Source organism: [Scytonema hofmanni] UTEX 2349 (assembly GCF_000582685.1).
GTDB lineage: Bacteria > Cyanobacteriota > Cyanobacteriia > Cyanobacteriales > Nostocaceae > Hassallia > Hassallia hofmanni.
Genome location: NZ_KK073767.1, coordinates 76921 through 99032 on the forward strand (window position 1 = coordinate 76921; position 22112 = coordinate 99032).

General features: G+C 41.0%; 10 protein-coding genes and 1 pseudogene. 7 read left to right on the forward strand and 4 right to left on the reverse strand.

The window, feature by feature from the left end:
• Nucleotides 1-260: 260 nt before the first annotated feature.
• The 3 genes and pseudogenes from TOL9009_RS50770 to TOL9009_RS50780 all read right to left on the reverse strand — a co-directional run.
• Nucleotides 261-1691 (reverse strand): ParB/RepB/Spo0J family partition protein, encoded by a 1431-nt coding sequence (locus TOL9009_RS50770; protein ID WP_029631600.1) that lies wholly within the window; start codon nucleotides 1689-1691, stop codon nucleotides 261-263.
• On the reverse strand, nucleotides 1688-2443 hold the full coding sequence (locus TOL9009_RS50775) for a ParA family protein (RefSeq protein ID WP_029631598.1): 756 nt from the start codon (nucleotides 2441-2443) through the stop codon (nucleotides 1688-1690). Before TOL9009_RS50775 ends, TOL9009_RS50770 begins: the two co-directional genes overlap by 4 nt.
• Nucleotides 2444-2973: 530 nt before the next feature.
• Nucleotides 2974-3206: pseudogene (locus TOL9009_RS50780) on the reverse strand (IS701 family transposase); the annotation flags it as partial.
• A 358-nt stretch (nucleotides 3207-3564) separates the two neighbouring features.
• Between TOL9009_RS50780 and TOL9009_RS50785 the strand changes: the two are divergent.
• Nucleotides 3565-7848, forward strand: a complete 4284-nt coding sequence (locus TOL9009_RS50785; RefSeq protein ID WP_029631596.1) for a non-ribosomal peptide synthetase — start codon at nucleotides 3565-3567, stop codon at nucleotides 7846-7848.
• Between the two features lie 8 nt (nucleotides 7849-7856).
• Entirely contained in the window at nucleotides 7857-11129 is a 3273-nt protein-coding gene (locus TOL9009_RS50790) for a non-ribosomal peptide synthetase (protein ID WP_029631594.1), read from the forward strand.
• Here the strand turns inward: TOL9009_RS50790 and TOL9009_RS50795 are convergent.
• Nucleotides 11126-12244: an alpha/beta fold hydrolase gene (locus TOL9009_RS50795; protein WP_242055542.1), complete on the reverse strand. Its 1119-nt coding sequence runs from the start codon at nucleotides 12242-12244 to the stop codon at nucleotides 11126-11128. The two genes, TOL9009_RS50790 and TOL9009_RS50795, sit on opposite strands and share 4 nt — an antisense overlap.
• Nucleotides 12245-12520: 276 nt before the next feature.
• Between TOL9009_RS50795 and TOL9009_RS50800 the strand changes: the two genes are divergently transcribed.
• The 5 genes from TOL9009_RS50800 (at nucleotide 12521) to TOL9009_RS50820 (ending at nucleotide 21057) form a co-directional block, all read left to right on the forward strand.
• Nucleotides 12521-17263, forward strand: coding sequence for a non-ribosomal peptide synthetase (locus tag TOL9009_RS50800; protein WP_038296138.1), 4743 nt, complete (start codon nucleotides 12521-12523; stop codon nucleotides 17261-17263).
• A 143-nt stretch (nucleotides 17264-17406) separates the two neighbouring features.
• Nucleotides 17407-18015 (forward strand): hypothetical protein, encoded by a 609-nt coding sequence (locus TOL9009_RS50805; RefSeq protein WP_029631591.1) that lies wholly within the window; start codon nucleotides 17407-17409, stop codon nucleotides 18013-18015.
• A 415-nt stretch (nucleotides 18016-18430) separates the two neighbouring features.
• Entirely contained in the window at nucleotides 18431-20026 is a 1596-nt protein-coding gene (locus TOL9009_RS50810) for a helix-turn-helix domain-containing protein (protein ID WP_260675846.1), read from the forward strand.
• 126 nt (nucleotides 20027-20152) lie between these two features.
• Nucleotides 20153-20566, forward strand: coding sequence for a hypothetical protein (locus TOL9009_RS50815; RefSeq protein ID WP_029631589.1), 414 nt, complete (start codon nucleotides 20153-20155; stop codon nucleotides 20564-20566).
• A gap of 14 nt (nucleotides 20567-20580) precedes the next feature.
• Nucleotides 20581-21057 carry a type II toxin-antitoxin system VapC family toxin gene (locus TOL9009_RS50820; protein ID WP_029631587.1) on the forward strand — a complete coding sequence of 159 codons (477 nt, stop codon included), beginning with the start codon at nucleotides 20581-20583 and terminating at the stop codon, nucleotides 21055-21057.
• Nucleotides 21058-22112 lie beyond the last annotated feature (1055 nt).

Consider the following 22112-nt stretch of genomic DNA (forward strand, 5'->3'; position numbering starts at 1 on the left):
TGTGGTTTGTTATACACTCTCGAATACAGCAATGGTAAGGGTTTTACGGATTATGGGTGTTGTTTTTAGTGGCGTTTAATCGAGAGTGAGAAGCCTTAAGGGAGAATACTTCCTCAAAGGTAAAACGACGTAGGTTTTAGTGGCGTTTAATCGAGAGTGAGAAGGGTTTCCGGTTCAGCCAGGTTCGTAGTTGCTTATACACTGTACAATGCACTAAGGGTAAGGGTTTTACGGATTATGGGTGTTGTTTTTAGTGGCGTTTAATTTTCAGTAAGAAGGGTTTCCAGTTCAGCCAGAAGTGTTTCTAGACGAGTTTGCTTGTTGGGGTCATCCCAAATCCGGGCTTTCTTCACCTGACGGATTGTGGCATCTAGACGAGACTTGAGAGGCGTTGGTGGTGGCGTAGTGGGTGATAGAGTTTGGATGTGTTCTTTAATTTGCGATAGCGACCAGTTATTGGCAACGGCTTTTTCTAAGACGGTTTGCCGTGTCAAATCTTCTTTAATTTGGGCAATGACTTTGGCTTTGGTGTAGGCAATTTGTCCAGAGCGCAGCACATTGAGGATGTCTTCTGGGAGGTTTAGTAGAGGCAGGCGATTATTGACGAAGGACTCCCAGGTCATTGTCCCTAAGCCGGTAAATACTTCTTCAATAATTTTCAAATCTGGGTTGACACTTAAATTCGGGTTAGGGGATGGCGATGAACCATCCGATTCATTCTTGCCAATAACGTTATTGGCAGAGTCTGATTCCTCCGATTCATTCTTGCCAATAACGTTATTGGCAGATTTACCCTCATCAGATTCATTCTTGCCAATAATGTTATTGGCAGATTCCGGTTCATCATCCGATTCATTCTTGCCAATAATGTTATTGGCAGATTCCGGTTCATCATCCGATTCATTCTTGCCAATAACGTTATTGGCAGCGTCTGGATCTGACTCAGTTTTGCCAATAACGTTATTGGCAGATTCCATCTCATCTGATTCCCTCTTCCCAATAACGTTATTGGCAGAGTCTAATTCATTATCCGATGCTTCACTTTTGCCAATAACGTTATTGGCAGATTCCGGTTTATCCGATTCATTATCGGCAGTGTCAGGTTCATCCAAGTCATTCTTGCCAATAACGTTATTGGCAGAGTTTTGAGCCGATGCTTCACTTTTGCCAATAACGTTATTGGCAAGTTTGGCGGCTTCTTTTTGTTCGCGTTGCAGGCGATGCAGTAAGGTTGGAACTGACTCAACATTGCGCTTTAATCTGACTGCCAACAGTTGTAGGATGCCTTCAGTTTCCTCCACTGGGTTAAGGTCTTCTCGAAGCAAGTTTTCTATTAGTGCCAGTTGAAAAGCATCTTCGTTACTTAACTCGCGGACAACGACGGGGACTTTTTCAAGTCCACAATCTTTTGCGGCGCGGTAGCGTCGTTCCCCTGCCACTAATTCGTATTTACCCTCATCAATGGGGCGCACTAATAAGGGTTGCAGGATGCCATGCTGTTTGACTGAGGAGATTAACTCGTTTAGAGCTTGGGGGTCAAAGTAACGCCTGGGTTGCTGCTGGGGGAGACTTATCTGCTCTAATGGCACGTTGTGGGTGGACTCGGCGGCAGCGTTGGGAGATAAATCGCTTCTGGGGTCCCAAGGCACTTCAATTTGACTTTTGAGAGGTTGGTTACGTTTGCGGATCATTTCAAGGACTCCATGCTGCTAGCTAACTGTTTAAGGACAGCAACAGCTGGATGCTTTGGCTCATACACGGCTAAGGGCATTCGGTCTTCTGTTGCATCAACAAAGGTAGTGGAACGAGGAATGGGGGGAAAGACTTTTCCTGCGAGAGAGAGTTGTTCTTGAATTGCTCCCAAGGTGCGAGTGTCTTGGGAATTACGGGAATCGTATTTTGTAGGAACGAAACCAGCTATCTCAAGATGACGGTTGACTTTGGTGCGAATCCTGGCGACGGTTTTCAGGAGTTCGTTTGTTCCTTCAAAGGCTTTGAAATGGGTTTCGATGGGGACAAGGACATGAGTAGCGGCTACAAGAGAAATGTAACTTAGCAGTCCTAGACTGGGAGGGCAGTCTATTAAGATGAAGTCGTAATCGTCCCGGATTGGCTCAATAGCTTCTTTGAGGCGAAAGTCGCGCAGTTCGGCATTGACCAATAGCATTTCCGCTGTACTAAGGGTGGTGTTGGTGGGGGCTAAGTCCATGCCATGAATTCCCTGATGAATCGGCAGGGGTTGTTCTTCGACTATGGCATCATAGACGGTTTTGTTTAAAACTCTAGGAACTAAACCCATAAAGATTGTTAAGGAGCCTTGAGGGTCCATGTCGATGAGGAGGACACGATGTTTGAGTTGTGCTAAATGATAGCCCAAGTTTTGGGTAAGAGTTGACTTGGCGACACCACCCGCTTGATTAAATATTGCAATTATTCGGCTCATAAGTGAGTTGATTGGCTCTGCCCCATATAGAGGTAAGATAACTCAATTAGTGCTGTTAAATTGTGTTTGTCTCGTAAAAAGACTTGATGGCGTTCTTAAGAAGCGATCGCAGAGTCAAGAAGTGCGATCGCTTCTTTAGCCCTATCCCCGAATTGCCTTTCAGAGGATTCTAGCCAAGTGGAGCTTGGCTGGAACACAGAGATCCGTTTGGGGTTGGGGGACATACGGGCGATGGTCTCTTATAGTACCGCCGTTGGCGTAAAGCCTTCTCTACGAGACGCTACGCGAACGGCATAGCTGAGTCCTTCGGACACGCTACGCGAACGCTTACGGCGGAGCCTCTCGTAGAGAAGCCGACGCACAACTAAGGCATCGCTCGAAAGCTCGGCACCGCTCCAGAACGTGCTTCAAGCGCTGCCGGGAGCGCAAGTACTCTATGCCGCCCCTGAATGTTGAGTGATGCGCGGAAAATTCCGTAGTAAGTATTATTTATATTCTCAAGTGTAAAGTTGCTAGCTGTATGTGAAGATGTATCGTTTATCAATCACTGTGTCATCAAAAACTAGATATGCATTATCACTTACTTGGATAATATCTTTAACATTATCCCAAAGCAAGCGTGGGGGAGCGCTTTTCATTTTTGAGATAGCGGTTAATTAAATCAATTGCTAATCTGCTCTAAATGCTCTGCCAAATTTGTCAGAGTATAATTAATTTGACTGCTTAGTAAGTATTGGCAATAGTTAAGTTTAGTAAATCTCATTGCTAAACAAGTTTTTTGATCCACCCTCTATTAATTTTCTCATAAAATTTTCCAGTCAACTTTCCACAATTGATTAGTATTACTAATTTAAGCTTGAGGCGATCACTGAAATTCTTTCTTAGAAGACAAATGTAATACTAGATAGCGATCGCCCTGTACCAGTTACGTCAGATATGCTAATACAAAGGTACTACTAAATGGCGATCGCCTGTGCCAGTTGCGTAAGTCCTGTAACCTAAATAACCAACCAAAGCGAAATAAATCGTACTATAACAATTCACATTTGTGAGCGTTGACAACATTCAGGGGCTGAGAAAAAGTTTCTATAAATTCCACCACAACTATTTGCCATTCACTTATGAGCCAGTATATTCTCAGTAGTCTTACAGATGATGAAGAACTTAATTTTTCTGAAGAAGCAGAGGTTTTCGTTTTTCCCACTTCTTTCGCTCAACAGCGATTGTGGTTTCTTGACCAGTTAGCACCGGGCAATCCATTTTACAACGTGTCAACAGCACTTCGCCTGACAGGTTCCTTCAACTTCACCGCCTTAAAGAAGACATTTAACGAAATTGTACGTCGCCACGAAACCTTACGCACTACGTTTGTTATGGTAGAGCAGCAACCAGTGCAGGCGATCGCACCCAGTTTAACCATACCTCTTCCCCTAATAGACCTACGCCATTTCGAGAGCCAAGAACGCGACACACAAGTGCAGCAAATCGTAAACCAAGAGGCTCAACGTCCTTTCAACCTCACCACTGGCCCATTGCTGCGAGTAAAGCTGCTACAAATGGATGAAGCAGAATATCTGCTGCTGCTAAATCTACATCACATTGTTGCCGATGGCTGGTCAATTGGAGTGCTAATTAAAGAATTGGGGTTATTATACAAAGCCTTTGCAGAGGATAAGCGATGTCTGACGACAAGCGACTCCGTGTCTACGCCCCTGCCAGAACTACCCATTCAATATGCAGATTTCGCCGAATGGCAAGGGAAGTGGCTGCAAGCAGTAGGAGCAAACGGCTGTTCGCCCCTACAAACCCAGTTAGCTTATTGGCAAAAGCAATTAGACGGGATTTCGGTATTGAATCTCCCCACCGACCGACTCAGACCAGCAGTTCCTACCTACAGGGGTGCAAAACAATTTCTAGAGTTACCACACTCCTTAACTCAAGCGCTAGAAGCACTGAGTTACCAAGAAGGCGTTACCTTGTTCATGACAATGCTTGCCGCGTTTCAGACTTTGCTCTATCGCTACACGCAGCAAGAGGATATTGTAATAGGTTCACCTATTGCTAATCGCAATCGTAGCGAGCTAGAAGGATTAATTGGTTTTTTTGTCAATAGCTTGGTGTTACGTACAGATTTCTCAGGCAAGGCGACGTTTCGAGAATTGTTGAATCGAGTGCGAGAGATAACTTTAGAAGCATACAGTCATCAGGACTTGCCTTTTGAAAAGTTGGTGGAGGAACTTCACCCAGAGCGAGATTTGAGCTATCATCCTTTTTTTCAGGTTGTATTTAGCTTACAAAACACTCCTATCGAAACGCTAGAATTACCTGGGTTAACACTTTCGCTATTTGAGTTCGATAGCAAAACTGCAAAGCTTGATTTAGAATTCCATTTGTGGCAAGACTTGGAAAGTTTGAAAGGACAAATGGTTTATAGCACCGATTTATTTGATGACAAAACCATTACGCGAATGCTAGGACATTTCCAAACGCTGCTAGAAAGCATTGTTGCAAATCCAGAACAGCGGATTTCAGATTTGTCTTTGCTTACTGTGCAAGAACGACAAGAGTTATTAATTGATTGGAATGACACTAAACGAGACTATCCAGAGAACAAGTGTTTTCACCAATTATTTGAAGCACAAGTGCAGGAAACTCCCGATGCGATTGCGTTAAACGCACGCTCCGCGAACGCACTAGTTTTTGACGATGAACAACTCAGCTACAAAGAGTTAAATATACGCAGCAACCAACTTGCACATTATCTGAAAAAATTGGGGGTAGTCCCTAACGTTTTAGTAGGTATTTGCGTAGAGCGATCGCTAGAGATGATCGTCACATTATTAGCCATCCTCAAAGCGGGTGGAGCATACCTGCCTTTAGATCCGAGCCTACCTCAAGAACGTCTTAACTTCATCCTAGAAGATGCACAAGTTTCAATCTTGCTGACACAAGAAAAGTTACTCAAGCATTTTGAAGACTTCTCGAATCCAATTATTTACATAGATAAAGATTGGGAAACTATTACACAACACAGCCAAGAAAACCCAACTAACTGCGTAATATTTGACAACCTAGCTTATGTTATCTACACCTCTGGCTCAACAGGAAAGCCTAAAGGCGTTTTGCTCCAGCATCGAGGATTATCTAACTTAGCAAAAGCTCAGATTGAAATTTTCAACTTACAACCGAATAACCGCGTTCTGCAATTCGCATCATTAAGCTTCGATGCCTCAATTTTTGAGATTGTTATGGCACTACAAACAGGAGCAACTCTTTATTTAGCAAACAAAGAATCCCTTCTACCCGGACAACCTTTGCTCAAATTCTTGCGCGAAAAAGCTATTACTCACGTCACCCTTCCACCAGCAGTCTTAGCAGTCTTACCTACAGAATCACTGCCGACATTGCAAACTATTATCTGTGCAGGCGAATCCTGTACCGATGATATTGTAAAACGTTGGTGTAACTCTCAGCGTCGGTTTTTTAATGCTTATGGCCCTACTGAAGCAACAGTTTGGTCAACTGTTGCAGAGATTAGTACTATGAGTAAAAAACCGCCCATCGGTCGCCCTATTGCTAACACTCAAATTTATATATTAGATAAGTATTTACAACCTCTACCAATTGGGATTCCTGGCGAATTATACATAGAAGGTGAAGGATTGGCACAAGGCTATATTAACCGTCCAGAATTAACTACTGAAAAATTTCTTCCCAATCCTTTTAATAATAAAAAGGGAGCGCGACTTTACAAGACGGGTGATTTAGCTCGGTATCGACCAGACGGTAATATTGAATTTTTAGGACGCATCGATAATCAAGTAAAAATTCGGGGATTTCGCATTGAGTTGTCAGAAATTGAAACAGTGCTGAGTCAGCATGAAAGTGTCAAAAAAGCAGTAGTAATTGTTAAAGAGAACATATCTGGTGATAAGTATTTAGTGGCTTATATTGTTACCAATGTAGAGACGCAACGGCAGTCGCTACAACGGGGAGCCACTCCGTTGGACGGGTTCCCCGGCTTGAAGGAAGTGGCGTGGGAACCCCCGCAACGCGCTGCCTCAAATTTTGCGTCTCTACTACGCAAATTCTTAAAAGAAAAATTACCCGAATACATGGTGCCAAAAGCTTTTGTAGTCCTGGATTCTCTGCCGCTAACAGTTAGTGGCAAAGTGGATCGTTTGGCGCTAACAGCACTCGACAGTCCCGCTAGCCGCTTAATAGATAAAGCATTTATCGCTCCTCGTACTCCAACTGAGTCAACCTTGGCAAAAATTTGGGCTGAAGTCCTTAATGTTGAGCGTGTAGGTATTCACGATAACTTCTTCGACTTGGGAGGAGATTCGCTTTTAACTGTACGCCTCCTGAAGCAAATACACAAGCAGTTTGAGAACGAATTAGCGTTATCTACCTTATTTTTAAATCCGACAATTGAAAGTTTAGCAACTGCTCTATCCTCAAAAGCAGATTCTCTCCCGTGGTCTCCCTTAGTTCCGATTCAACCTGCTGGTTCAAATCCACCTTTTTTCTGCGTCCATCCAATTTTTGGTGTTGTTTTTCCTTATTACGAATTAGCTGCTAATTTGGGAAAAAATCAACCATTTTATGGGCTACAACCCATTGGACTTGACGGGAAAACTCCTCCACTAACTCGCATTGAGGATATGGCTACCCACTACATTGAAGCATTGCGGAGAGTGCAGCCGAAAGGCCCTTATTTTTTGGGAGGTTGGTCTTTTGGAGGTTGGGTTGCTTTTGAAATGGCTCAACAACTCCAAAAGTCTGGGGAAGAAATGGCTTTACTCGCTGTGCTTGACACTTTAGCGCCAATTCCAGGCAATATACCTTCTTTGGGTAGTGGTTTCAAGTTTATGCTGACGACAGTGGCGCGATATATATGGCCCTTTTTCCTCGATTATTTTTATCTGATTATTGCGATCGCCAATAACAGAATTAACAGTTTAACTTCTGGGTTAACTAATTTTAATAAAATTGTGCAAAATTCTGTTTGGGAGTCGCTAACGCGATCGCTCCAAACAAATCTATTCTCCAACTTCATCCTAAAAGAGGATGCCACAGTCAACCTTATATCTGAAGAATCCAAGTTAAGACTTTTAAGCGAGTTAGCAATTCGTCCAATGTTTCGCGTTTTTTATGCCAATAGCCAAGCAGTTCTTAACTACGTTCCCCAAGCTTACCCTAAACGAATTAATCTTTTCAGAACAAAGGTTCAATCAAGCATTGCCAAGGAAGATCCGAGTATGGGTTGGGATCAGCTAATTGTGGGAGGAACGGAAATTCATCATATTCCTGGCAATCACCTAACTATGCTCAGAAAACCCCATATCCAAATTCTCGCCGCACAGCTAAGAGCTTGTATTGAGAAAGCACAGAATTTAAAATAAGGATCGTTATGTCTTCTGAAGAAGTCTTCGTTTTTCCAGCATCTTTTGCTCAACAACGGCTATGGTTTCTCGACCAGTTGATCCCCGACAATGGTATCTACAATGTGCCGACAGTAATTCGTTTGACCGGTTCGCTGAAATTAGCCGCACTAAAACAGACTTTTAACGAAATCGTGCGTCGCCACGAAACTTTACGCACAACTTTTATTGTGTCGGATGGGCAACCCCTACAGGCTATTGCACCCAGCTTAACAATACCTCTTTCTGTATTAGACCTCCAGCAATTGCCAGATGATGAACAAGAGGTTAAAGCAAAGTGTATTATTACCGCAGAGATAGAACATCCTTTCGATTTATCCTCCGGGCCATTGCTGCGAGTAATACTCCTCGTCCTTTCTGAGACAGAACATATTCTATTATTGAATATGCACCACATTATCTGCGACGATTGGTCTATGGGGGTACTGATTCGGGAACTGGGAACGCTGTATGCAGCTTTTGCACAAAACCAGCCTTCTCCTCTATTAGAACTGCCTCTTCAGTATGCCGATTTTGCTCACTGGCAGCGCGAGTGGTTGCAAGGAGAAGTACTCCAAACCCAGTTAGCTTACTGGCGGGAGCAATTAAACGGTATTTCCATACTGCATCTGCCTACTGACAAACCAAGACCAGCTATACAAAGCTATCAAGGATCAACGCAATTTCTAGAATTACCGAAAAAGCTAATTGATGCACTAGAAAAGCTGTCACAGCAAGAAGGTGTTACCTTATTTATGACATTGGTGGCAGCATTTCAAACATTACTTTACCGCTACACACACCAAGAAGATATCGCGGTAGGTTCGCCAATTGCTAATCGTAACCGCAGCGAAATAGAAGGGATAATTGGTTTTTTTGTCAATAGTTTGGTGCTACGTAGCAACTTATCTGGAAACCCCACCTTTCGGGAACTACTAGGCAGAGTACGCGAAGTAACATTAGGAGCATACAGCCACCAAGATTTGCCCTTTGAAAAGTTAGTTGAAGAACTACATCCAGAGCGGAACTTGAGTCATCATCCGCTATTTCAAGTGGTATTTGGTTTTCAGAATGCGCCAATGTCAGCGCTAGAGCTACCTGGATTAGTACCTAGCTTTATGAATATTGACTTGAAAAAAACACGTTTTGATTTGGAACTGCATCTGTGGAAGTGTTCTGAGGATTTTAGGAGCTTATGGGGCGGAAACTGGGAATATTCTGAAGGTTTTCGAGGCGTAATTGTTTACAACACAGATTTGTTTGATCAAGCCACTATTAGCCGGATGGTGGAACATTTTAAAAATCTGTTGTTAGCTATTGTTGTAAATACAGAAGAACGAATTGCAAATTTACCGTTATTAAGTGAAGCGGAGTTACATCAGGTATTGGCGAAATGGAATAACACCCAAGCCGATTATCCTCAAGATAAGTGTATCCATCAATTGTTTGAAGAAAAGGTACAACAGTATCCTGATTCTATAGCAGTAAACTTTGCTAACGAGCAACTGACTTATCAAGAGTTGAATACTCGCAGCAATCAACTAGCACACCACTTACAAAAAATCGGAGTATGTTCAGAAGTTTTAGTCGGCATTTGTATCTCACAGTCTATAGAAATGATCGTCGGATTGTTGGGTATTCTTAAAGCAGGGGGAACGTATGTTCCATTAGACTCAAGTTATCCTCAAGAGCGTCTAAATTTTATGCTTGAAGATGCACAAGTTTCAGTGTTGCTGACACAAGAAAACTTGCTCAAGCATTTTGCAGGTTTCTCAAAACTAATTATTTCTATAGATAAAGATTGGCAAATTATTAACCAAGAAAAGGAAGACAATCCCGAAAGCGATTTAAATAGTGATAATTTAGCTTATGTTATTTACACCTCTGGTTCTACAGGAAAACCCAAGGGAGTTGCTGTACCTCACAAAGCTGTAAATCGGTTAGTGTGCAATACGAACTATATAAAATTATTACCATCTGATAAAGTCGCCCAAGCCTCAAACGCCTCTTTTGATGCAGCTACATTCGAGATTTGGGGAGCGCTACTTAACGGCGCTCAACTTGTAGGAGTTAGTAAAGATATAACCCTCTCGCCTCACGAATTTGCATTAAAACTACGAGAAAAAGGTATCAGTATTCTGTTTTTGACTACTGCGTTATTTCAACAGATTGCCAGAGATGTTCCACAAGCTTTTACTTCGTTGCGATATTTGCTGTTTGGTGGCGAGACTGTTGATAAAAGATGGGTTAAAAAGATTCTTAAACATGGTGCGCCAAAGCATTTAATTCATGTTTATGGGCCTACAGAGAATACAACATTTTCTTCTTATTATTACGTACAAGATTTACCATTAGCCACATCTTTTCCTATTGGTCGTCCCATTACAAATACGCAAATTTATATATTGGATGCCCATTTACAACTAGTGCCTATTGGTGTTACTGGCGAATTATATATGGGTGGGGAGGGGTTGGCGCGAGAATATCTCAATCTAACTGAATTAACTGCTAAAAACTTTATTACTTATTCTTTTAGTAATAAACCGAAAGCACGTCTTTATAAAACTGGTGATTTAGCTCGCTATTTACCTGATGGCAATATTGAATTTTTAGGTCGCATTGACAATCAAGTAAAAATTCGTGGCTTCCGCATTGAGTTGTCAGAGATTGAAGCGGTGTTAAATAAACATCCAGCAGTGAGAGAAACTGTTGTCATTGTTGGTGAGGATGTACCTGATGATAAGTACTTGGTAGCTTATGTTGTTCTCAACCAGGAACAGATAGCGATGCAAGAGGTGCAAGGCTTTACATCCTTACTTCGTCAATTCCTCAAAGAAAAGTTACCACAATACATGGTGCCAAGCGCCTACGTGATACTGGAATCTCTACCTTTAACACATAATGGCAAAGTGGATCGGCGTGCTTTACCCATGCCTGATACAATTTCTTTCAATAATCAAGATTATGTGGCACCGCGATCGCAAGTTGAAGAGTTACTTGCCCAAATTTGGGCTAAAGTCTTGGGAAAAGAGCAAGTAGGTATCTACGACAATTTCTTTGAATTAGGTGGTCATTCTCTCTTGGCGACTCAGTTAATTTCTCGAATCCGCGATACTTTCCAAATAGATGTACCTGTACGCAATTTGTTTGCAGCACCAACTGTTGAACAACTTACTAAATACATTGAAACAACTTTTTGGGCGGCAAAAAGTTTAGATAAAGTTGGAACTACGGGTCAGGAGCGAGAAGAGGTAGAATTTTAAGGAGAAACACTTGAGTTTGAGCAGCCGGCACAAAACGCGCTAACCGCTTCGGCAAACTGTTGGTTTTGCTCCATTAGTGCCATGTGTCCGCCTGGGTTGAGGGTAACTCGTTGAGAGTTCGGCAATTCAGCTTTCATGCGATCGCTGGCAACAGGTTTAGTTGCTATATCTGAATTGCCGCAAACAACCAACACAGGTACTTTAATAGTTGCAAGTGTGTCTGTTTCGTCAAACTTCAACATTCCCAGTGTGCCACGAGCTAAAACACCAGGCGAACCCAATGCTGATAATAGACCTGCAAAACTTAGTTGACCCCGTGTTTCTGTACCCGTAAATCCAGATAGTTCGACGGTGATGTACAGCGAACCATTCAAATACGAAAGCCAAGTCATCAACCAAAAAATCGGCCACAGCACGATAGTCAGGTACAACACAGGTTCGAGTAGCGGTTTCTGCAATTTACGTACCAGACCGCTAAAGATACAAGTTTTGACCGGATTGGTGTAAGTAGTATCTACAAGAATTAAGCCAGCCACCCGACTCCCTAATTGCTCTGGAAACAGCCTACAAAATGTGAGGTTAATCATCCCACCCATACTGTGCCCTACCAAGATAACAGGTTTATCCCCTGCTATGGCGATAACAGCTTCTAAATCACGGGCATATTTTTCTATAGAGTGATCGTTGTTTTTCGGTTTGGCGGATTTTCCTAACCCTGGTAGATCCCAGACAATTACTCGGAAGCGATCGCTCAGTTGTCGTTTGGCATAATACCATAGAGTACTGTTTGGCCCCCAACCGTGTGACAAGATAATCGGTTGACCATCTTCAGGGCCAAAAAACTCTACTTGCAGTACACTACCATCCGGTCGTGGCAAACGTTGAACAGTTTTGCTACGCATAAACTTAGGTTCATCGGCTCCAGGACGGCGCAGCAATGGCAAACTGATAAAACGACCGCCAAAAGTCCACAGAACCATTATTAGCCCAGCCACTAAGTAAAATGTTCCTACAAGTTCTCCTTCGTACCACTCATAGAGAATGTAGCTCCCCCCGCCAATTACCGCAATCGACAGCAGTTGAACCAGCCATACAAACAGAAAATTATGAGGCATGAATATCATGAGCCTAAACCTTGCAATACGTTGTTCACTGCGTTGTCTTTTAGCTTCATACCATAGTTATAATCATGCAACTTTCACTCCCAAGAATGATTTATACAGTGTTATAAGTGTGATAAAAATACTGAGTTAGGTAATAAGCAGTGCAGCTTGGCAAAAAGAACTATCCAGTTAAAAAATGTTAAAAAGCTAATGACACAAGCAATATTCTTCCAGCATAGCTGCCTACTAACTTCTAATAAATAACAATACTTGCGAAGGGGTTTAATTTTGAATACGGTTGAGTTTTTAACTTATCTTCGCAGCTTAGATATTCAAGTTTTTATTGATGGTGAAAAGTTTCGCGCTAACGCCCCTGAAGGAATTATTACACCAGAACTGCGTGCAGAAATTCAAGAGCGTAAAGCAGAAATTATTGAATTTTTAGAAGCATCTAATCGTACTAATAACCAGAGTTTTAGACCTCTCGCACCTATTTCGCGGTCAGCAAATCTTCCTCTCTCCTTTGCTCAACAACGGCTGTGGTTTCTTGACCAATTAATCCCTAATAATCCTTTCTATAACATTCCACTAGCACTACATTTAACAGGTTCGCTGAAATTAGCCGCACTAGAGCAAACTTTTAACGAAATCGTGCAACGACATGAAGCTTTACGCACCACTATTGTCGTACAGACAGGGCAACCAATTCAGGTAATTAATCCTACCCTAACAATACCTTTACCAATAATAGATTTACGGCAACTGCCACAAGCCGAACGAGAAATACAAGCACGACGACTCACTACGCAAGAAGCTCAACGTCCTTTCAATTTATCAACTGATTCGTTGCTGCAAGTAAAACTGCTGTGGTTGGATGAGACACAATACATCCTGCTGCTGACTATGCACCACATTGTCTCCGATGGTTGGTCTATTGGGGTGCTGATTCAAGAGATAGCAGCACTTTACACAGCCTTTGCCAGCAATCAGCCTTCTCCTTTACCGGAACTTATAATCCAATATGCAGACTTTGCATACTGGCAACGCCAATGGTTGCAAGGGGAAATATTAAAAAAGCAACTGAGTTACTGGCAGAAGCAGTTAGAGGGCATTTCTATGCTAAATCTGCCAACCGACAGACCAAGACTAGCTGCTCAAAGTTACCAAGGTGCAAAGCAACCTCTGCAATTATCAAAAAGTTTGAGCGAAGCACTTTTAGCTCTCGGACAGCAAGAAGGGGTAACTTTATTTATAACCCTACTAGCAGCATTCAAAGTTTTACTTTACCGCTATACACAACAAGAAGATATTGCTATTGGTTCACCTATTGCCAATCGCAACCGTAGTGAAATTGAGGGATTAATTGGTTTTTTTGTCAATAGCTTAGTACTGCGTACCGATCTATCAGGAAACCCAACTTTTCGGGAACTATTGAGTCGGGTTAAAGAGGTAGCTTTAGGAGCATACAGCCATCAAGATTTACCCTTTGAAAAGCTGGTAGAAGAACTGCATCCAGAGCGTAATTTGAATCAAAATCCACTCTTTCAAGTTGTTTTTGCGCTCCAAAATGCACCTATGACAGCGTTAGAGTTACCTAGTTTAACTTTAAGAGCGCTACCATTTGAAACGGAAACAACACGCTTTGATTTAGAGTTCCACTTGTGGGAGCCAAATACCAAAAATGGGTTATGGGCAGATAGCTCAGAAGGAATTAGTGGTTTTGTAATTTATAGCACTGATTTATTTGATGACGTTACTATCGCCAGGATGCTAGGACACTTCCAAATATTAGTGGAGGGTATAGTTGCAAATCCAGAAGACCGAATTGCACATTTACCACTTTTAAGCGAATCGGAGCTACATGATTTATTAGTTGAATGGAACAATACTCAGTTAGATTATCCTCAAGATAAGTGCATCCATCAGTTATTTGAAGCGCAGATGGAGGAAACTCCCGATGCGATTGCGCTAAACGCACGCTCCGCGAACGCACTAGTATTTGGCGATAAACAACTCAGCTACAAAGAGTTAAATATACGCAGTAATCAACTTGCACATTATCTAAAAAAATTAGGAGTTAAAACCGAAGTTTTAGTAGGACTTTGTGTAGAACGTTCTTTTGATATGATAATCGGGATGTTGGGCATATTGAAAGCAGGTGGAGCTTATGTACCTTTAGATCCAAGCTATCCATCTGAACGTTTAAACTTTATGCTTGAAGATGCTCAAGTCTCAGTTTTATTAACTCATGAGCGATGGCTTGAACGTTTAGAAAACTATAATTCAAATATAATATGTTTAGATAAAGATTGCGAAATTATTGCTCAAGAAATTGAAGATAATCTTCCTATTGAAGTTGCAGCAGACAACCTTGCTTATGTTATTTATACCTCTGGTTCAACAGGAAAACCTAAAGGCGTACAAATTGAACATAGAGGATTATTAAATCTAGTTTTTTGGCATCAAAAAGCCTTTGTGGTTTCACCTAGCGATAGAGTAACACAAATAGCCGGGGTTGCCTTTGACGCTTGCAGTTGGGAAATTTGGCCTTACCTTAGTGCTGGAGCAAGCATCTATATTGTAGATGATGATATCAAGCGATCGCCTGAATATCTCCGAGATTGGCTAATATCACAAAAAATCACAATTTCCTTTTTACCAACACCTATAGCAGAGAAGCTTCTATTATTAGATTTTCCTAAGAACGCAGCTTTACGGATATTGCTCACAGGTGGAGACAAACTAAATCAATATCCTTTAGCTTCCCACTCTTTCCAAGTATTTAATAATTATGGGCCAACGGAGAACACGGTTGTAACAACTTCTGGTCATATTTCTGTTAAGAATAAAGATAATTTAGCACCTGTAATTGGTAGTGCGATCGCCAATACCCAAGTTTACATACTAGATAAACATTTACAACCACTACCCATTGGTGTATCAGGAGAGTTGTACATCAGCGGTGATGGATTGGCACGAGGTTATTTAAACCATCCTGACTTAACTGCTGAATCCTTCATTTATCATTCTTTTACTAATAATCCAAAAGCACGACTTTATAAAACAGGTGATTTAGTTCGCTATCGAGTAGACGGCAACATCGAATTTTTAGGTCGTCTCGACGAACAGGTAAAAATTCGCGGCTACCGCATTGAATTGGGAGAAATTGAAGCGGTGCTGAGTCAACATCCAGGAGTGCAGCAAACTGTAGCAGTAATTCGTGAGCATCAAGGAGAAAAGCGTCTATTAGTTTGTGTGGTACTGAAACCTGAATACAGCAGCGAACAAGAGAATATGCAATTAGGGCAATTGCAAGATGAACAAGTTTTGCAATGGCAAATGCTTTACAATGAAACTTACAATCAACCTGCTGCTGATTCAGATCCAAGATTTAATATTGTAGGGTGGAATAGTAGTTATACAAATCAGCCTATTCCAGCAGAGCAGATGCGCGAGTGGGTGAATAATCAAGTCGAGCAAATTCTGGCTTTGCAACCCCAGCGAGTGCTAGAAATTGGCTGTGGAACGGGTTTAATTTTGTTTAGGATTGCACCTCACTGCACTAAATATTGTGGGACGGACTTCTCCCAGGTTTCACTTAATTACATTCAGCAACAGTTAGAAAAGCAACAAATACCGCAAGTAACACTGCAACAAAAGATGGCTACTGACTTTCAGGAAGTAGAAACAGCAGCTTTTGATGCAGTAGTTCTCAACTCGGTTGTGCAATATTTTCCTAATATTGATTATCTTATCCGCGTACTAGAAGGTGCTGTGCAAGCAACTGCTCCTGGTGGCTTTATCTTCATAGGAGATGTGCGTAGTTTGCCGCTTTTGCAAGCTTTCCATGCCTCAGTGCAACTGTATCAAGCTGAACCTTCCCTTACCCGCTTTGAATTGCAGCAACGGGTTCAAATGCAAATTTTCCAAGAAACAGAGTTGGTGATTGATCCAGCTTTTTTCAGTGCATTAAAGCAGCATTTTCCTCAAATTAGTAGTGTGCAAATTCAACTTATCCGAGGACGCGATCGCAATGAATTAACTCAGTTTCGTTACAATGTGATTATTCATATTGGCAATGAGACGGTTAATAATACTAAAAATTCTTTAGTGCTGAACTGGTCTGAAGATAATTTAACAGTGTCAGCAGTACGTCAGCTATTAATTGAGAAGCAACCAGAAATTTTATGCATTACCAATGTAGCTAATGCACGAGTATTTACGGCAGTTAAAACAGCAAAATGGTTATTAGGGCTAGAAGATTTTAAAACTGCGGGTGAAATGCGTGAAGCTTTGCAAAAGCTCCAGAATTTAGGAGTAGATCCAGAAGATTGGTATACTCTGAATGTACCCTACAGCGTTGATATTAATTGGTCAGATTCAAGTACTCAAGGATGCTATGACATCACTTTTGTCCGGCAAGATGTAGTAAGTAAGAGAATTATTCTCCCAAATAGCACGACTTACTCTCGTCCGTGGCAATCTTATGCCAATAATCCCCTACAAGCCAAAGCTGCAAGCAAGTTAGTGCCGCAGTTGCAGACTTATCTACTACAGAAGCTGCCTGAGTACATGATGCCATCAGCTTTTGTAGTACTCAACTCTCTACCTCTAACAGCTAATGGTAAAGTAGATCGCCGCGCCTTAATTGCATTGGATGCTATTAAGCCTCAATTGCCAGAAAATTACATTGCGCCTCAGACTCCCGTTGAACAAGTGCTAGTGAAAATCTTTGCCGAGATTTTAGGACTCAAACGCGTAGGAATTCATGATAATTTCTTTGAATTAGGCGGTCATTCATTACTGGCAACTCAGCTTGTCTCTAGAGTGCGCGACGCATTGCGCGTGGAGTTACCTTTGCGTAGCGTATTTGAAGCACCGACAATTGCACAAATATCTAAGGTAGTAGAAAGTTTTAAAGAAAGCACCGCTCAAACTCAAGCCCCAGTTTTAGTACCATTATCGCGTGAAAGTCGGCGGATACGGACATCAGAGCATTTTTATCTCCCCAGAGACATAAAAAAGCGTTAATCAAATAATGCTTTAACCTTTTTCGCGGAATTCCCCATCCCTCTACAGGGTGGGGAGGATGTCAAGCATCCATTTTCTGATATTGTGATATCAATGCTATCTATTCGATATCGGTCTTCTCTGCTATCAATACTGCTATCACCATGTCTGAAACGGTCGATGATAATAAACCAAGTGCAATGGTGCGTGTCCCCACTCCCCTAATTCCCGCTGTTCGCGAATTATCCCGCTTGCACCGACAAGGACGTACAAGTGAGGTACTTCAAGGTTTGGATGAACTAATATTGGCGTTGGATAACAGCAGTGGTGGCACATACAATGCCAAAAGTAAAACTTTAGGGGCAATTTGCGAACGACTTGAGAGTTTGGAGTCACAATTGTTGGGTGAGTCGAATAGCAATGGAACACCCGAAACCAAACGTCTCGCCGATCTAGAACAAAAAATCGAGGGGATGACAAGTCGGATGACACAATTTGCTTCGGCTATTATCCAAATACAAACAGGACTTAATAACCAACCGAGGCGGAATAAATCGTACAACAATTCTTATTATCAAGGGCAAACTGTTAAAATTCAGCCATTAACAGAAGAAAATTTAGCTAAAAGATTAGGTGTGAATGTAGAAACTGTACGCTTTGAAAGAAGTAGCCAGCCACCCCCGCTTTTTGTCGGGTGGTCTAAGCGTAAGGATACTTCTGGTATTGGGTGGGAGTTTAATCAAGATACGGGACTATATCACCCAGTAACATAAAGATGTTGAAAAAATCCCATAATAGATACCCAGATAATTGGGCAGACATCGCGTTTCAAGTTAAACAATCCGCTGATTGTCCAGTGTTCTAAGTGCCACTTATCGCCCAAGAATTGCAATATTCCCTGTTAGAATGGCTGCCGCGATCGCTTTCCTTGCCGCCCCTAAATTTATTTATGAGGATTCTATGCATTACTTTTTACTTTTATCTTTTTACTTTCAGGACTTACGCAACTGGCACATTTATCTGAAAACTGTCACATGAAATTAATTTGGCTTTAACGTTTATAAATCAATGCTTACAAGCATTTACCTCAAATTGAAATATATGTGCCAGTTGACCTTATATTGTGACGCTTGCGCTCATTCCTAACTTTTTAAGGGCACGTGTTTAGGCTAAAAAGGGGTGAAATTAGTGAAAATAGCCAAGAATAATAAGCAATTTCAATTGGTAAAAAGAAGCAAGATTGACGAGCTACACGAGCCATTGAAATTAGAGAATATCAACTCCCTAGACTTTTCATCAATGTCAGCCAAAGAGTTTCAACAACAAGACAACTCTAAAACTATCACGCACTTCTCTCCCGTAACACAACCACCCTTATTTCAAACAACTGATGATGCTCCCGTAATGACTTCTCACCCTTACTTATCAGGAGCGCAAGCTTGTTTAGGAAAAACTCTTTGGGATGATATTGAAGGTGTTCCTTGTTTTCGGCGCTTTTTTGGTCAGGGTTTTATAGAACACAACATCATTAAAGAAAACCCGGAAACCAACAGACTAGAACTTATAGCTGGGAATGCAGCCTGGGAGATTATTCAGAAGTTTAACCCAGAAGTTGCTTATATGTTTTTAGTTTTTGCGTCTTGTGCCACGGATTTAGAACAACCTTGGTCGGGTGCATTTACCATCAAAGGAACTGATTTAATTAAAACTTTTGGCTGGAGTAATAGAACCGATTTAAGTTTAGGTAATAAGCTGAAAAAACTCGGTATGCTTGCCCAGCAAGTAGCCCATCTGAGTATCACCATTAATAAGCTTGACTTAAAGCGGATGAAATATTCAGCCGAAATTCAAGCTATGTGGCAACTAAAGCTTCAGTACACAGGTCAGTTGTCTTTAACTTTAGAACATAATTATCCATCCAAAATTGACCATGAATTTGATGACCCTACAGAGTTATTCATCACTGTTGGTGCTAATGACTGGGTTCGACCATTTCAGGATTTAGAAAACTACCGCTCACTATATGAGTACGGACTTTTAGCTAAAAGTACTTTACAAATTAACCCCTATCAAAATCCAATTGCTGCAAGGTTAGCAGTATTGTTAACTATTATGAGCCGAATTAAAATTGATGGTGAATACAAGGTAGGAACATTATTAAAACGGATAGGATATCTTTCAGAAACACAATTGCAGGAGCTTCAGGGTACGAGTAATCGTTATAAAAGAAAGGAACTAATTGAACAGTGGGATAATGCCCTACTAACCCTACAAGATTTAGGTTGGCAGATTGATTTTGAACCAGTTACTTATCCAGAATCAATTCAACCAATTTGGGTATTAACGTCAGATAAAAATAAAGAAGGACAGCGACGACCCAATGGGTGGCTAAATATTTGGCTAGAAGCCAAAGTAATTATTAAACCTACAGAAAAAATTCAGGAAAAGCTAGAAGCAATTAACGCTCCTGCACTTCCAGTTAGTAAGCCTAAATCTGACCCTGAGCCAAAGCTTAAAACTGTACTTACTGAAAGTAAAGATTCGCACCCTAACAAGCAAAGAATTACAGCAGTAGAAGATAGCCAAAAACTAATTCCTGGATGGGCTTTGGAAGAAGCTTTGAAACTAAGGGGATGGACTAAATCGCATTTAGCAGAGCGGTTGGGCTTGCAAAAATCGCTTCCTGGCAAGTGGATAAATGGAACCCGTAAGATTCAACCCCTTCATCTAAAACGGCTTTGGGAGTGGTTAACCCCAGAGTTAAACGAAGTTATGAGCGATTAAAACCGCGATCAATAGTCACACCCATCCTTTGTTAGTAGTCGGCTGGTGGCTTCCTAAGGGTGTTGAGTAGCCGTAAAGCTTTATCACCTTTTATTATATAGTTAGAGTGTTTAGGACTTTGAGGCTATGAAATTTTACACATCATCAGAACTTCTGGCTGAGTTGGATAATTTTAGCTTAGAACAATTATTAGAAGTCAAAGAGAAGGTTGATAAATTAATACAGTCGAAAACCTTAAATACTGCTGCTTCTAAAATTACAACTCATCTACATCGAACGGATTATTATACAGTTGTTAAACATCCTATTCCTAATAATTTCCAAGTAAGTATCAAGGGGTCTTACGAGAAAGCAACATTTGTTTCGGGTTTAGCTCAAGATATTGACATTGTTGTTTCATCAGTAAAACAGGTGAACAACCAAAATGACATGCAAGCTTTAGATTCAATGATTGCGCTCGTTTCGGAGTGGCAACAAGATGAATCAGGATATGATGAGGAAGTTTATCCGAATATAGAAGCTGCTTTAAATCAAGATTAAAATTTATCTTTTAAATGCGACAAGTTGTTTTGCTAGATGCTAATCCATTATCACAGGTTACTCATCCGAAAATCAAGCCAGAAGTAATAAATTGGATGCAATCTTTGCGAGAGAATAATATTGCTTTAAAATCTCCAGAAATTTCTGTTTATGAGGTCAGGCGAGAATTAATAAGGCTAAATAATAACAAAAGTATTGAGCGACTTAATCAATTTATAAGTTACAGTCTAATACCTATTAATTCAGAAACATTTGTACAAGCTGCTATATTTTGGGCGGAAGTACGAAACCAAGGGAAACCAACATCCGATAATAAAAGCTTAGATTGCGATGCTATTCTTGCAGCACAAGCATTGCAGCAGTTTGAATACTATGACAAGGTTACTGTTATTACGACTAATGTTAAACATATAGAACGTTTTGCAGCAAATAATGAGTTAGAGGTACTTGATTGGGTAACTACTTTGAATAATTTTGTTGATAAATATTAATCCTAAGCCTGTAATTAATTTTTAGAAGCTTCTAAAAACGTTAAAAGAGAAATTAAATACTTTGCAACAAAGTATTATTTTCACATCCAAAATTTAGCTATGTAAAAATGGGAGTTATTTCACAGCTTAAGCGTGGAAAGTTCCGAATTTTGTTGAGGAACCGGAACTTTGGCTTTTGTCGAGTACCAAGAGTGTTAATCATCTAAAAAGCTTTGTTGGCAAGGGTAAGAGCCTACTTTGCCTTGCGATCGCACAAAATCTGCCACACTACCCCTACTTGTCTACTCTCCCTAAAATCACCTTACTTCTGTCTACTCCTCTAGAATCGGGTAATAGTTTTTTTTAAATTAATCCTTACATCCAACTTCAAGAAACAGCCCCAAACCCTTGCTTATAAAAGGTTTGGGGCTGTTTATATCTTTCCAGCGCCAGCTATTCTCAATAAGCCAAAAGCTGAAACCATTGATAAACCGTTTGTCTACTTTGCTTATTGAGAATAAAAACAGTAAAATCCATATCCCATATAGCTTAGAGTAGGTAGACAAGTTTTTCTAGAATCCCCCTACGAAATCTATAGAATCGACCTACGCAATCTCTAGAATCCCCCTACGCCTTTTTTTTGAAACCTTTGTGAATCAATCGTTCCAGCTTGGTAGACAAGCCTAATTAAGTTAATTAAGTTAAGCGACCTCGATTTTTCGGGGTCAAAAAAACGGCATGGTATGAAATAAGGTTGTTCCGTACCGGATAACCTTCATGAAGATTTATATACGCAGCGCAAACATATTTAACATCCCCAGTCAGCCGCTCTCCTTAGCAGTTTGGGAGATGTGCCAAAGAATTTGTGACCAATGCAGGTGTAAAATTACTTTAAAAGAAATAGCCCCCCCTGTAACTAGCAGGGGAGGCGAATCAATTTCAATTTTAAAAATGTTGTTTAAATTGTACCCCGTTTTCCTCTTTTTGTACAAGCAAGGGAAGAGATTATTTCCTGAAACCAGCTCAGGTAGCCAAAAGCAACACTCTCCTTGTCTCCCGCTTTACTTAGATAGATG

What these genes read in the sequence shown, in the direction of transcription:
- TOL9009_RS50770 (WP_029631600.1), bottom strand. Translation starts at nt 1,691, where the DNA reads ATGATCCGCAAACGTAACCAACCTCTCAAAAGTCAAATTGAAGTGCCT.
- TOL9009_RS50775 (WP_029631598.1), bottom strand. Translation starts at nt 2,443, where the DNA reads ATGAGCCGAATAATTGCAATATTTAATCAAGCGGGTGGTGTCGCCAAG.
- TOL9009_RS50785 (WP_029631596.1), top strand. Translation starts at nt 3,565, where the DNA reads ATGAGCCAGTATATTCTCAGTAGTCTTACAGATGATGAAGAACTTAAT.
- TOL9009_RS50790 (WP_029631594.1), top strand. Translation starts at nt 7,857, where the DNA reads ATGTCTTCTGAAGAAGTCTTCGTTTTTCCAGCATCTTTTGCTCAACAA.
- TOL9009_RS50795 (WP_242055542.1), bottom strand. Translation starts at nt 12,244, where the DNA reads ATGCCTCATAATTTTCTGTTTGTATGGCTGGTTCAACTGCTGTCGATT.
- TOL9009_RS50805 (WP_029631591.1), top strand. Translation starts at nt 17,407, where the DNA reads ATGTCTGAAACGGTCGATGATAATAAACCAAGTGCAATGGTGCGTGTC.
- TOL9009_RS50815 (WP_029631589.1), top strand. Translation starts at nt 20,153, where the DNA reads ATGAAATTTTACACATCATCAGAACTTCTGGCTGAGTTGGATAATTTT.
- TOL9009_RS50820 (WP_029631587.1), top strand. Translation starts at nt 20,581, where the DNA reads ATGCGACAAGTTGTTTTGCTAGATGCTAATCCATTATCACAGGTTACT.